The organism is Mesorhizobium sp. M0074 (assembly GCF_040322975.1).
In the GTDB taxonomy this organism is placed as follows: Bacteria; Pseudomonadota; Alphaproteobacteria; order Rhizobiales; family Rhizobiaceae; genus Mesorhizobium.
In genome coordinates this window covers 87,957-101,052 of the sequence record NZ_JAMYUM010000017.1, presented here as the reverse complement: position 1 = coordinate 101,052, position 13,096 = coordinate 87,957, and the positions used below count along the sequence as shown (strand labels likewise).

The 13,096-nt window shown below is 59.4% G+C and carries 10 protein-coding genes and 1 pseudogene; 7 read left to right on the top strand and 4 right to left on the bottom strand.

What is annotated here, in order from left to right:
• Window positions 1-65: 65 nt before the first annotated feature.
• The 3 genes from NKJ73_RS22385 to NKJ73_RS22375 all read left to right on the top strand — a co-directional run bounded on the left by NKJ73_RS22385 (window position 66) and on the right by NKJ73_RS22375 (window position 4,192).
• Window positions 66-1,934, top strand: coding sequence for an ABC transporter ATP-binding protein (locus NKJ73_RS22385; RefSeq protein ID WP_352571128.1), 1,869 nt, complete (start codon window positions 66-68; stop codon window positions 1,932-1,934).
• Window positions 1,934-3,829: an ABC transporter ATP-binding protein gene (locus tag NKJ73_RS22380; RefSeq protein ID WP_352571056.1), complete on the top strand. Its 1,896-nt coding sequence runs from the start codon at window positions 1,934-1,936 to the stop codon at window positions 3,827-3,829. The genes NKJ73_RS22385 and NKJ73_RS22380 overlap by 1 nt, the downstream gene beginning before the upstream one ends.
• Before the next feature lie 159 nt (window positions 3,830-3,988).
• Window positions 3,989-4,192: a hypothetical protein gene (locus tag NKJ73_RS22375; RefSeq protein ID WP_352571055.1), complete on the top strand. Its 204-nt coding sequence runs from the start codon at window positions 3,989-3,991 to the stop codon at window positions 4,190-4,192.
• A gap of 246 nt (window positions 4,193-4,438) precedes the next feature.
• Here the strand turns inward: NKJ73_RS22375 and NKJ73_RS22370 are convergent, their stop codons facing one another.
• The 4 genes from NKJ73_RS22370 to NKJ73_RS22355 all read right to left on the bottom strand — a co-directional run bounded on the left by NKJ73_RS22370 (window position 4,439) and on the right by NKJ73_RS22355 (window position 9,184).
• Window positions 4,439-5,479, bottom strand: a complete 1,041-nt coding sequence (locus tag NKJ73_RS22370) for an LLM class flavin-dependent oxidoreductase (protein ID WP_352571053.1) — start codon at window positions 5,477-5,479, stop codon at window positions 4,439-4,441.
• Between the two features lie 89 nt (window positions 5,480-5,568).
• Window positions 5,569-6,708 (bottom strand): histidinol-phosphate transaminase, encoded by a 1,140-nt coding sequence (gene hisC / locus NKJ73_RS22365; RefSeq protein ID WP_352571052.1) that lies wholly within the window; start codon window positions 6,706-6,708, stop codon window positions 5,569-5,571.
• A 235-nt stretch (window positions 6,709-6,943) separates the two neighbouring features.
• Window positions 6,944-8,716: a nif-specific transcriptional activator NifA gene (nifA, locus tag NKJ73_RS22360; protein ID WP_352571127.1), complete on the bottom strand. Its 1,773-nt coding sequence runs from the start codon at window positions 8,714-8,716 to the stop codon at window positions 6,944-6,946.
• Window positions 8,717-9,016: 300 nt separating this feature from the next.
• Window positions 9,017-9,184 carry a hypothetical protein gene (locus NKJ73_RS22355; RefSeq protein WP_352571051.1) on the bottom strand — a complete coding sequence of 56 codons (168 nt, stop codon included), beginning with the start codon at window positions 9,182-9,184 and terminating at the stop codon, window positions 9,017-9,019.
• A 273-nt stretch (window positions 9,185-9,457) separates the two neighbouring features.
• Here NKJ73_RS22355 and NKJ73_RS22350 point away from each other — a divergent pair, with 273 nt between their 5' ends.
• From NKJ73_RS22350 to NKJ73_RS34310, 4 genes and pseudogenes are all read left to right on the top strand, one after another.
• A complete protein-coding gene (locus NKJ73_RS22350; protein WP_352571050.1) occupies window positions 9,458-9,664 on the top strand; it encodes a hypothetical protein in 207 nt (68 codons plus the stop codon).
• Window positions 9,665-9,718: 54 nt separating this feature from the next.
• A complete protein-coding gene (locus NKJ73_RS22345; protein WP_352571049.1) occupies window positions 9,719-11,047 on the top strand; it encodes a dicarboxylate/amino acid:cation symporter in 1,329 nt (442 codons plus the stop codon).
• A gap of 302 nt (window positions 11,048-11,349) precedes the next feature.
• A complete protein-coding gene (locus NKJ73_RS22340) occupies window positions 11,350-12,381 on the top strand; it encodes a LacI family DNA-binding transcriptional regulator (protein ID WP_023678260.1) in 1,032 nt (343 codons plus the stop codon).
• A 414-nt stretch (window positions 12,382-12,795) separates the two neighbouring features.
• Window positions 12,796-13,040 (top strand): annotated as a pseudogene (locus tag NKJ73_RS34310) (IS1634 family transposase); the annotation flags it as partial.
• Window positions 13,041-13,096 lie beyond the last annotated feature (56 nt).

The following is a 13,096-nucleotide window of genomic DNA, read 5'->3' as shown; positions in this document are numbered from 1 at the left end:
CCGGCCCCTTTGATGATTTCCTTCGGCTTGCCTCGAAGGCGAAAAATGCAGTCGGGAATACACCCGTGAGCAGTGATGCTATCGACAGCGCAACGAACGCTCTGAATTCGTTGACCGATGTGGAAGCGGCGCGCTGGGGCCGGGATTTGAGTACGCTGTTGCGCATCACGCGTATGAATTTGCGGCATCCCTGGCAGGTCGCCTTCGCTATGGGCTCGACGATTATGGCGGCAATCCTCCAGTTGCTCATTCCCCAGCTTCTCGGCCGGGCTGTCGACCAGACCCAGACAGCCATTGGGGGCGGTGTCGCGGGGACCGCGGCAGGACAAGCGCTCTGGACCCCGGCTCTCCTGCTGCTCGCCGTCAGCGCGCTACGCGGCCTTTTCACGATGGCGCAGAACTATTTTGCCGAAGCCGTCGGGCATCATCTCGCGTACGAACTGCGGCTCGCCTACTACGACAAGATCCAGCGTCTCAGCTTTTCCTTTCACGACCGGGTCCATTCAGGCGATCTGATCACCATCGGAATGCTCGATCTCCAAGGCGTGCGGATGTATTTTTCCACCGCGCTCGTTCGCGTGCTCCTGCTCACCATGCTGATCGGGATCGGCGCCTACATGATGATCTCGACCGATCCCATGCTCGGCCTGGTCGCGCTGAGCTTCGTGCCTTTTGTCGCCTGGCGCTCATCGGCCACACAGCTTAGGCTGCGCGCCACCTGGCTCGACCTGCATGAGCGGCTTTCGGTACTAAGCCGCGTGATGGAGGAAAATCTCGCAGGCATCCGCGTGGTCCGCGCTTTTGCGGCTCAAGCCTATGAGATGCTGAAGTTCGACGGCGCTTCCAAGAACGCGCTCGACCTCGCCCACGACCGAGTTGACATCTACGTGCCCAGCACGTCGGCGATGACCTTGTCCTTCTTTTTCGCAATGGGATTGGTGCTCTGGATCGGTGGCAGCAGGCTCGTCGCTGGCGAGATCAGCGTCGGAACAGTGGCGACCTTCCTGACCTTCATGACAATCCTGCAAATGCCAGTCCGCCAGGTCGGCCTCATGGTCAATGCCTTTGCCCGCGCTTCTAGCTGCGGTTCGCGGCTTTTCGGTCTCCTCGACCAGGCGATCACAATCAGGGATGCTCTCGAGGCCAGACCGCTCGAGATAAGCGACGGCACTCTGCGCTTCCACAATGTCTCGTTTGCGTACCCCAGCGCCGAAAACTGCGCCATTTTGAAGAACCTCAGCTTTGAGGCCCGTAGAGGCGAGACGATCGCGATCGTCGGTCCGCCGGGTTCGGGCAAATCGACGATGGCTCATCTGGTCCCCCGCTTTTACGACGTGACTGGTGGCGCCATCACGCTGGACGGCCAGGACATACGTAATGTCACCCTCGCGACGCTTCGCAAGGCGGTCGCCGTCGTACAGCAGGATGCATTCCTATTCACCACCACGATCGAGAACAACATCGCTTATGGCGATCCCTGGGCGAAGAGACAGCGAATAGAACGCGCTGGCGAATTCGCCCAGCTCCACAACTACATCCTCGGGCTCCCAGCAGGCTACGAGACGGTCGTGGGCGAACGCGGCGTCTCTCTCTCTGGCGGCCAGCGCCAGCGTCTCACGATTGCTCGCACCATGATGCTGCGCCCCTCCGTCGTCGTTTTCGACGACTCAACGGCGGCGATCGATGCCGGCACCGAGCAGCGCATCCGCGCGGCGATGCGGCGCTTCGCCAAGGGTCGGGTGACGATCATCATCGCGCACCGGCTGAGTGCGCTTATGCACGCCGATCAGATCCTTTTTGTCGATAACGGCGAAATCGTAGAACGCGGCACGCATCAAGAGCTTTTGGCGAAGCGGGGACGCTACAGGGCCCTTTACGATCTCCAGACGCGCCCGGGTGATGACATTATGACCCAGTATGGGGGCGCCCGCTGATGGCGCAGGGCCGCGCCGGCGAACTCGAAGCCGAACGTGACGACGGCAGACGCCCTCCGCGCGCCGTTGTCGGCTCGCACCGCATCGAGGAGGAGATGTTCGGCCGGGCTTTCGACAAGAGCATCCTCCGGCGCATCTGGACCTTCGTCCGTCCCTATCGGGCCAGGGTAGTCATCACCATTGCAGCAATGCTGATCTTCACCGGGACGCAGCTTCTCATCCCGTTGATCATCCGCTACGCGATCGACCAGGGCATGAACCCGGCAAGGACCGATCGCTCAGCCCAGCTTGCGGCCGTCGGCGCGTTCGTTTTGGCGATTTTGGTCAATTTCGCTGCCGGCTACATGCAGGAAACCGTGGTTGGGAAAGTGGCCGAAACTGTCCTGTTCGACATCCGCCGCGCCATGTTTGGCCATCTGCAGAAGGTTTCGCTCTCCTTCATGGACAAGACCGAGGTCGGACGCCTCATGTCGCGCCTGCAAGGCGACGTCAACTCCATACAGGAATTCCTCGAAACCTCGGTATATTCCGTAGGCGATGTTGCGCTTCTCTTCGGCATCGTTTTCGTAATGCTGTGGCTCGACTTCCGCCTCGGCCTCCTGACGCTCTCGGTTCTGCCGGTCCTGGTGATCGTCCGCATTGTCTGGCTGCCGCGTGCCCGCGCCGCCTTCATGGCTGCACACGAGACTAATTCCGTCGTCAACGGCGCGCTGGCCGAAGCCATTCACGGCGTGCGCACCGTCCAGTCCATGGACCGCCAGCAGGTGAATTCCATTCTTTTTGACGACAAGGCCCATGCCAACCTCAGGACCCACCTGATCGCTGCCAAATATGCACTGGTCATGGTGCCTATCGTCGATGGCCTCACCGGCCTCGCCATGGCCGCCGTTATTGTGGTCGGCGGCTCGATGGTCATGAATGGCCGCATAGATGTGGGCGTATTGGTTGCCTACCTATTTTACATCCAGCGCTTCTTTGACCCGATCCGCTCACTCACCCTGCAATATTCGGTCATGCAGCGCGCCATGGCCTCAGGCAAGCGCCTGACCGATGTGCTCGACGTCAAGATCGATATTCAGGACAAACCCAATGCCGAGGTGCTTTCGCCCGAAATGGACGGCTCGGTCGAGTTCAGGGACGTCACCTTCGGCTACAATCCGAACCGTTCGGTGCTGAAAAATGTATCCTTCCGGGTCAATCCCGGCGAGACGGTCGCACTGGTCGGGCCGAGCGGTTCTGGCAAATCGAGCGCGATGGCCCTGGTCCACCGCTTCTATGATGTTCAGCAGGGCCAAGTGCTGGTCGGCGGACATGATGTGCGCGATCTCACCCAGGAATCGCTCGGCCGCCAGGTCGCCATGGTGCTGCAGGAGCCGTTCCTGTTCACCGGGACGGTCTTCGAGAACATTCGATACCACAAGACGGAAGCCACGCGGGACAAGGTGATCGAGGCCGCCAAGGCGGTCGGCGCCCACGACTTCATAATGAGCCTCGCCGACGGGTATGAGACCCAACTTGGCGAACGCGGCGACAACTTATCTCTCGGCCAGCGCCAGCTTATCAGTTTCGCCCGCGCCCTCGTCGCCGACGCCAAGATCCTCGTGCTCGACGAAGCTACCGCCAACATCGACAGCTACACGGAAATGCAGATTCAGAAGGCTCTGATAAAGCTGCTTGAAGGGCGCACTGGCCTCGTCATCGCCCACCGTCTTGCCACGATCCGGGGTGCCGACCGCATCATCGTGCTTCAGAATGGCCAAGTTATTGCGACTGGCAACCACGATCAGCTATTAGCCATGGGGGGCCTGTATTCCAAACTCTACAATCTCAACTACGCCTCCTTTGACGATATTCCAGAACACGATACGACCGTACAAGCCGGCTCCCAGACCTGACGTCTTGGCGGCCTTGTGGTACTGACATTGACCTCGGGCGTGCCGGCGGACACTCAGGCCGCCGCAGACGAGGAAGCAGGCAGCATTCATGCAAAGCACTCGCGCGGATCGTGAAGACCGGCTGCGAACGATTTCCTCCAGCGTCGTTATCCGACCGCGGTGCACGCCGCGACATCGGGCGAACTCGCTCCAGGTGGTGTCGCTCGGCGTAGCAAAGCCGCTCGCGAGCGCGCCCTCAACAGCGCCGTAGCGAGTGACGGCTTTGCTACCGCCGAGCCGCTGATGAAGCTGGATGCGGGAGCCGCCACCGGCGCCGCCACGGTCGAGAAGAACCTCTTGCGGCGGGCTATGGGCAACGACTAGCGCGAGCGCGACGAGCAGATGCGTGCCGGCATCGTGACGCGCTCGGCCATCATCTCCTTAGGATCGTGCAGTCTCACACCGTGCCCAGATGCCGGCCAACGCACAAACCTGGTAATCTGTGCCGCCGGCTCGTCGTCAGTTTGGCCTCCCTCACGATTTCCCAATCCCCACCACGTGCACGCTCGAGCAATGTGAGGGAGCGCTGTTACAACGATTTACCTTCGGATCAGACCGCGAATTTCATGGTCAGCCAAGTCGAGCCATGATTTCGGATTGAATGGTCGTCGCGGTGTATAGGGAAGCATCTAGCGGCAGATTCCCAAATGCCAGTTGACAAAGAAGGTAGTTAGCACCTGCCTCTTCCAACTGACTGAGCAGAGCTTCTCGCACAGACGCTGCTGATCCTACCACGCACAATTCACTCTCGACTGCCGCATCGAAGGTCAGCGGCAGGTTGGGTGGAGTGGGGATAGTGTTAAGCTCGTAAAGGAATTGGAAGCTCTTGAGCCATCGTTCGTAAGCAGGTGCCGCGAGCGAATAGGCATGTGTGTCACAACGCCCAACCACGACCATGCGGAGCAATCCAATAAATGGCGCTCGATCGCCCGCGCCAGCGTTGTCCTCTTGATAGGCGCGGAACGCATCAGTAGTTTTGCGGACAGAAGAGGAAGGTCCTACACACGCGATATTTGCTCCATTCGCAGCGGCCCAGGCTGCGGACTCGGGTCGATTGGCGGCGACCCATGTCGGCGGATGTGGACGCTGATGAGGTCTTAGCGTCAAAGGAACGTCATTGAGCTCAAAATGGCGGCCTTGATAGCACAGCGTGCCAACCTTCATGGCATTAACAAGTATTTCAACAAGAATTTCGCTGGCTTCCGCATAGCGGCCCGGCACCGCGTCCGCACCAATCCCGAAGTAACCCAATTCGATCGGGAGAGCACCGCGCCCTATGCCCAGTTCGAGCCTGCCACCGCTCAACTGGTCCAGCATACAGATCTCTTCGAACGCACGCAGCGGATGATAAAGCGCAAGCAGCATCACCAAGGGTCCGAGACGCAGGCGCCGGGTGCGCTGGGCGACGCTCGATAAGAACAGATTCGGCGATGGACCTCTCCCATGGGGGGTACAGTGGTGCTCGGCGAGATGATAGGCATAGAACCCTAGCTGATCGCACGCCTCTGCTAATATCAGGCGATCTTCGTACTGCCGGGCGATATCGAGGCCGTCCTCGTCCAGATGATCGAAGATGCCGAAGGCTAGGTTTGAAGGAAAGACGTTTGTCACTCGATTGTCCCCGATTTTAAAGAAAAATGTTGTCGTGCTTGGGTGACCAAGCAAGTCTAAAGATAGCAATGTGTGATATCGGATTAGCGTCAGCGTACCGAACGAGCAGAGCCTGACGCTCCCCTGCCCGTGGTGCCTGGTATGTTTAAGCTTCCAACTATATCGCGAGCGGCAGCAAGAAATGCATCCAATTGCTCTTTTGTGCCGATGCTGACGCGGATGCAATGTTCCAAACCATTGTCCGGAAAGTAGGCAACGAGTATCTTTTGCCTTTCCAAGGCTGCTTGCCACCATGAGCCGTCCTGTCCCGCTGGCACACGGGCTAGCAAGAAATTTGCGTGGGAGGGCGTTACGGAAAATCCAAGTTGCGACAGTGCGGCTGTCACTCGCTGTCGTTCATGTCTGATGTGCTTGTGGTTCTCTGCGTAGGCGCCGCGATGCGCAAGCACGCTGATACCAACCGCATGCCCGATCACGTTCATGTTGAAGACGTTCTGGATGTTGCGCAGCCTGCCAATAATCTCAGGGTGACCGAAACCGAAACCGACGCGAATGCCGGCGGCGGCATAGCTCTTCGAAAATGTTCTCAAGATCAGAAGGTTCGAATAACGGTTGATGAGGCGCAGCCCGTGATCGGGTGCAAAGTCGACGTAGGCCTCATCAAGGACGACCAGGCGATCCGATTGTGCCACGAGGCGTTCGATATTGCTTATCGAGAGGAATGTTCCGGTCGGATTGTTTGGATTGGCCACCAGAATGAACTTGGCGTCTTTTGCCGGACCGGAAAGCAATTGCTCCATTGGCAGCGAATGAGTTTGACATCCGATCTCGAGAAACTCAGCACCATGCAACATGGCAAGTTTGCGGTTGAACGAAAACCCTGGCGATATCATCGCCACCTTGTCGCCAGGGGCGAGGAAAGCTCTGTAGATGAGTCCGAGCAGTTCAGACGACCCGTTGCCTGCGATGACCTGATCCGTGGATACGCCATAGGTACTGGACGCTGCTTCCCTCAAGCTGATGTTATCGTCGTCCGGATACAGATACTGGCGATTGAGGGCCGCCACTGCACTTTGCATTATGATTGGCGGCAACGGAAACGGGTTCTCATTCGTATTCAGCTTGACAAAACTTTTGTCCGGCGCTGGTCCGTTGGACGGCAGAGCATCTAACTGTCGCGTCCCTTGCGGAAGAGACGAAAGCACAGCTTGCAGTTTTGCATCGGACATATTTTATCTCCGTTTCAGTCGCACAGGGGCATCCGTATGAGCTCGCAACGAGAGCAACATGGCGGACGGATTGACGATGGCAGCGTCGCCTTTCACAAGATGGTCGCAACGCCGGCTGCCACGGGAATTCGGCCAGGCTGTCCTCGGTCGGATCGACTTGACGCGGACGCGGATCTGCATCCCTGCGCGGGCCAAGCCGCTAAGCGGTCTCAGCTAATCCGCCTGAGTCATGCTTTCACAGACGCTTGACCTCGATGCCGTATTTCCTCAGCACGTAGCCAATCTGGCGCGGGGTCAGTCCAAGCAGGCGCGCCGCCTTTGCCTGCACCCAGCCACATCTTTCCATGGCAGCAATGACGCGCTCGGCGTCGGTGGTCCTCGCGCCCAATGAGTGGGTTGCTCCGGCAGGCGGGACTGTGGTGGCGGCCGAACGAGCGGCCGCATCCGGCGGCGTGGCCGGATTCACTGCCTCTGGCAGGATTGGCGCTGGTTGCAGCGCGGCCTTGCCCGATCTGCTCTTCCGCAGCGCCTCAGCAAAGCATTGGTCGTGGGAGCACGCAAAGTCGTTTCTCCCGATTGATAGTCCCTCCGCCAGGATCGCTGTCCGGTGCACGCAATTTTCAAGCTCGCGAATGTTGCCGGGAAATTCACATTTCATCAGTACTTCAATCGCACGCGGATCGAAGGTCAGCGTACGGCCGTTCTCATCGTTGAAATTCTTGAGAAACTCAGCTGCGAGGAGCGGAATATCGCTGCGCCTTTGGCGTAACGCCGGCACCAGCAAGGGAACCACGTTGATGCGATAATATAGGTCGGCGCGGAACTCATTCCTTGCAACCGCCTCTTCAAGGTTCCTGTTCGTGGCGGCAATCACGCGAACGTCGACCTTGATGGTCTGGTTGCTGCCGACGCGCTCAAACTCCTGCTCCTGCAGCACGCGCAGTAGCTTTGCCTGGAAGGAGGCCGAGATCTCGCCGATCTCATCCAGAAACAACGTCCCCTTGTCGGCGAGCTCAAAGCGACCCTTGCGGGAATTGAACGCGCTTGTGAAGGCACCCTTCTCATGACCGAACAATTCGGATTCCAGGACTGTCTCTGGCAGCGCTGCACAATTGAGTTTGATGAAGGGCCGCTTGGCGCGCGGCGACAACTCGTGAATTGCCTTGGCAACCAGCTCCTTCCCGGTACCGGATTCGCCTCGCAACAGAACCGTGGTCTTTGCCTTAGCTACCACTGCGATCTTCTCGAGCAGCGCGCTTAGCGCCGGACTATCGCCAATCATTCCCTTGACGTGAACCTTCTTGCGCTGCGGTGCAGGGTGCTTGACATCAGAGAATTGCGTTTGCAGCCGATCTTCCACCTCCGTCGGTCGTTCGCGGTCGCCCGCGGAGAAGCGGTGCAACTTGACTGTCTGTCCCACCATGTTGGCTATCATGGTGAGCAGCCGGACATCATAATCGAGCCGATACGTTGACCTGCTGTCCAAGGCGCGGTCGATAGTCAGCGTGCCTACGGCGTTCCCATCAACACGAATGGGAACGCCGATGAAGGACACGGTGTCGGAGGCCCCAAGCACCTCTATGTCAGCGGCAGTGAAGGCCGAATGCACCGCTATGTTCTCGGCGACGAGCGGCGTGTCCGTCGTCACAATCAGATCGATTGCCTTGCGCGGCAGGCGCATCCGGGAGCGCTCATCGCTGTTCTCGTCGCAGCCGGTGACTACGGTGATGTCCAGTACGCCCTCAGCGTCGAAGAGAGCGATGATGCCGTGCCGCATCTGCACAAACGAGGGCAGGAGATCGACGACCTTGGCCAACGTGACTTCGAGCCGGGCCGGGTCGGTGAGTACTTTCGATATTTCGAAGATGCCGATAAGCGCGTGCTCGTGCGATGGCACAAAAGGGACCGCGGTGTTCGTCTCGGACTTTGGGTAGCCCCTTTTCGCATCCGGAAGCGAAATGCGGCACTCGCTGGCATTTTGTTCTGATTTGGGAATGTTGTGGTGCATGTGATCCTCGATCTCGCGCCGTGAAATGCATGCCGGCGGCATGTGCGCCCGCGACGTCGCGGGCAAGCGCGAAAATGCTCTGACGTGAACTCGTGCCACCGCCGTGTGGTCGAGTGCAAAGCGGGTCGACCCCTGACGCATCGCTTGGCTCTCCCTCCACGAAGCTTGGCCACGTTCTCGGCTTGCACGGGGGCAACCACACGTTGATTTTCAAAAGACTGGAGCGAGGCGGGATAGTCAATCGAGCTTTCTTTCATTCGTGAAAGGAAACCTCGCGGCCTATGATAGAATTCATCAGTTCTAATTTTTGTCGGCGATGTTGAACGACAGAAATACGGCGCCGGCGATGCGGTGCCCGAGCGGCTGACCGCGCCGAGTATAAAATGCCGGGCCGTGCCATTGACCAGCGCCTGCAAACCAGGGGCGGGAGCGATAATCAATGCCGACGACACTGGTCGGTCGCGGCAACCGCCATTTCCTCGATATTGATGACGCAGATAAGGCGGCGGCGTCGCGTGTGAAGGCGCGAAGCTGGCGGTCGAGCGCGGCTTTCTCGGCGGTGCTCGGAACTTCTGAACCGCATCGTCGCGGTCAGCACCAGCGGCGTCAATCCCTACGTCTCGACGTCGCTTTCAAGCTGTCGCTGCAGCGGCAGCGCGGCAAAGAACACGGCAATTCTCCGCTCTGGTGCCAGCGATGCGGCCCTTCCCAAAGTCGGCAAACCGAGGAGCCCACCACGATGTGCAGCAAAACCGCAAGCCAGAGAGATCGACCGGCAATCTGCCGGAGAACATCAAGCGCGTGCTGGACGGCGGCCTTGTCATTCCCGTCTTGTGCCACCGCATTCATCCCATCATTGGCGAGCCCAACGTCACAGGTCATGCGGATCCATTTGGCATGGGTATTGCGGCGGCGTTGGTGCAGCGTTCGACCGGAGCGCCGCGATAGGGAGAAGCCCGGGAGAAGTCACGCCACCTTGATCCGGTCAGGGAGAGAGAAACAGTGTCAGCTGCACAAGTCCGCGGCGCGAGTCCCGCGCCCCGCAAACCCTTCTATGCCAAGCTTTACGCGCAGGTGCTTGCCGCCATCGCCCTCGGCGTCGCAATTGGCTATTTCTATCCGGGAACCGGCGAGAGCCTGAAGCCGCTGGGTGATGCCTTCATCAAGCTGGTCAAGATGATCATCGCGCCTGTCATCTTCCTGACAATTGCGACCGGCATTGCCGGCATGAACGATCTTCACAAGGTCGGCCGGGTCGCCGGCAAGGCAATGGTCTATTTCCTCACCTTCTCGACGCTGGCGCTGATCGTCGGCCTCATCGTCGCCAATGTCGTCCAGCCTGGCGCCGGCCTCAACATCGATCCGGCCTCGCTCGATGTCCAGGCCGTGAATACCTATGCCGCAAAGGCCCACGAGCAGTCGGTCACCGGCTTCCTGATGAACATCATCCCGCCAACGATTGTCGGTGCCTTCGCGGAAGGCGACATCCTGCAGGTGCTGTTCTTCTCGGTTCTGTTCGGCATGGCGCTCGCGATGGCCGGAGAGACGGGCAAGCCTGTCGTTTCCTTCCTTCAGGCGCTCATCGCGCCTGTCTTCAAGCTCGTCGGCATTCTGATGAAAGCCGCGCCGATCGGCGCTTTCGGCGCAATGGCCTTCACCATCGGTAGATATGGCATCGGTTCGGTCGTCAACCTCGCGATGCTGGTCGCGACGTTTTATTTAACCGCCTTCCTCTTCGTGTTCGGGGTTCTCGGCGCGGTCTGCCGCTACAACGGCTTTTCGATCTGTTCTCTTATTCGCTACATCAAGGAAGAGCTGCTGCTTGTCCTCGCAACGTCCTCCTCGGAGGCCGCGCTCCCCTCGCTCATGCAGAAGATGGAGAAGGCGGGCGCCAGGCGTTCGGTTGTGGGTCTCGTCATCCCGGCCGGATATTCGTTCAATCTGGACGGCACGAATATCTACATGACCCTGGCGGCCCTCTTCATCGCGCAGGCGACGAACACGGATCTGTCAATCGGCGATCAGGTGCTGCTGCTGCTCGTTGCGATGCTTTCCTCCAAGGGCGCTGCAGGTGTAACAGGTGCGGGCTTCATCACCCTGGCTGCTACGCTCGCCGTAGTTCCGAGTGTTCCCGTTGCTGGGATGGCACTGATACTCGGCATCGACCGCTTCATGTCCGAATGCCGGGCGCTGACGAATTGCGTCGGCAACGCAGTGGCATCCCTCGTCGTTGCCCGCTGGGAAGGAGAATTGGACCGAGCGCAGATGAAAGCCGCCTTCTGCGGTCATCAGCTTGCCGAGGCATCAAACCGGCTATCCTCCGCCGAGTAAGGGCGACGCACCGCGACCGGTTTCGCCAAGCTGGTCACATGACCTGAACGATCGACTCGCAGCCTCTAAACGGCGCCTCACGGACCATGTATCAGAAGCGCTAAATGTGTGAGTGCAAATCGTCGCCGCCCTAAGCGAATGAACCTTCCGTTATACCCGGCCGGTCTACGTCTGGAGTAGTCCGATACGCTGTCGATCATTCAGTATGCGGGCGTCTTCACTTTGCCCACCCGAAACCATTGTCGAATCGCGCTAGGTGACAGAGAGCCAGCCTGCGTCAAAAACCAATCAGAATAGGACCCATGACCAAGCGCCCCACAATTGCCGATCTCGCCCGCGAAGCCCGAGTCAGCGTAGCAACGGTCGATCGGGTTCTGAACGCCCGCCATCCGGTGCGCGAGGAGACCGCGCGGCGGGTCCACGACGCCGCCCACGCGATCGGCTATCACGCTGCCGGGCTCATCAAGCAGCGCTTGCGGCGAGACCTACCGTGCTACCGTCTGGGCTTCATCTTGAGAAAACCGGCCCAGCATTTCTACCAAGACTTTGCGCGCGAGGTCGAAGCGTCGGTCAATTTGGCCCAGTCCTTCCACGGCATTCCGCTCATCCAATTCGCCCCGTCACATATGCCGAGCGACCTAATCGCACCGCTCAAGGATTTGGGCGCACGCTGCCATGCGATCGCGATGGTGGCACCGGACCACCCAAAAATTACAGCAGCGGTTGAGGACCTCAAGGCCAAAGGCATTCCCGTTTTCTCGCTGCTTTCCGACTTCGCCGCCGGCGTGCGACAGGGCTATATCGGCCTCAACAACCGCAAGGTGGGGCGCACGGCCGCTTGGATGGTGTCCAAGGTCGCAAAACGGCCCGGCAAGGTGGCGGTGTTTGTCGGTAGCCATCGTTTCCAGGGGCACGAGCTCCGTGACGTCGGCTTTCGCTCCTATTGCCGTGAGAACGCGCCGACGTTCGAGGTGCTCGATCCGCTTGTGAACCTGGAGAAACGGCAGGTCACCTACGAGGCAACGCTTGATCTCATGCAGCGGGAACCCGAGCTCGTCGGCTTCTATGTCGCCGGGGGCGGCATGGAGGGCGCCATCTCCGCGGTCCGGGAAGAGGGTAAAAGTCGCGATCTCGTCGCGATCGTGAATGAAATCACGCCGGAATCTCGGGCGGCACTCGCTGATAACATCATCACGATGGCGGTCGCCACGCCAATGCGCCGGCTTTCCCAGGAGCTGATAACGCTGATGACGCGGGCTATCGAGACCGGCACTGCTGAAACACCAGGACAGACATTTCTGCCGTTCGACATTCATCTGCCGGAAAATATATGAAACTGATGGCTTCTATCGTAAGCGGGGAAGTTTCCTTTCATAAATGAGAGAAAGTTGATTGATGATCCCATCCACGCGGGGTAGCCGCACCCCAAAGGACTCAGCCGCGGCCCAGGATGAAGCGCCAATTGGGTGAACGGATCGGCCACGCGTTCAGGCGGAAGCGCGAGGTAAATTGCCTACATCCGCAGCGTCAATCGCGACCGGCTTCATTGCCAACATCTCGACGTTGTCGGTGCAGGGCGGTGTCGTCAAGGATGCCTCACGCCAGTAGCCGAGCGAGGCCGGCACAGTCCATTGGGATTGACCTCGTCGACCGGCATCTCCTCGCCTGGCCGCGCGTGAAAAGCCGCGGCAAGGCCGGCAAAGTTGGCATTTGAGTGGGGCTAGACATCTTCTGGGACTTCGCACGCGAAATCGGAGGCGGCAGTCAACTCAGCACCAACCGGGCATGTGTTCTGCTCGTTCCTGGCCCTCGTACTCAGCAAGGAACTGCGCCGCTCTGCCCCGAATGGCAACCGCTCCTCCGCGACCGCCTCCAGGAGCCACCATCGAAAAGGATGGTCGCGTCGTCACCACCACGTCACGGCAAAAGTGGGCAACGTCTTGAAGGCAGCTGGCATCGCTCTGCGACACAGCTCGACAAACAACTCGCCTGAGATCACCCCCAAAAAGGTAGTGGTAACACGCGCCGGCGCGCGCCTAACATGCTGAT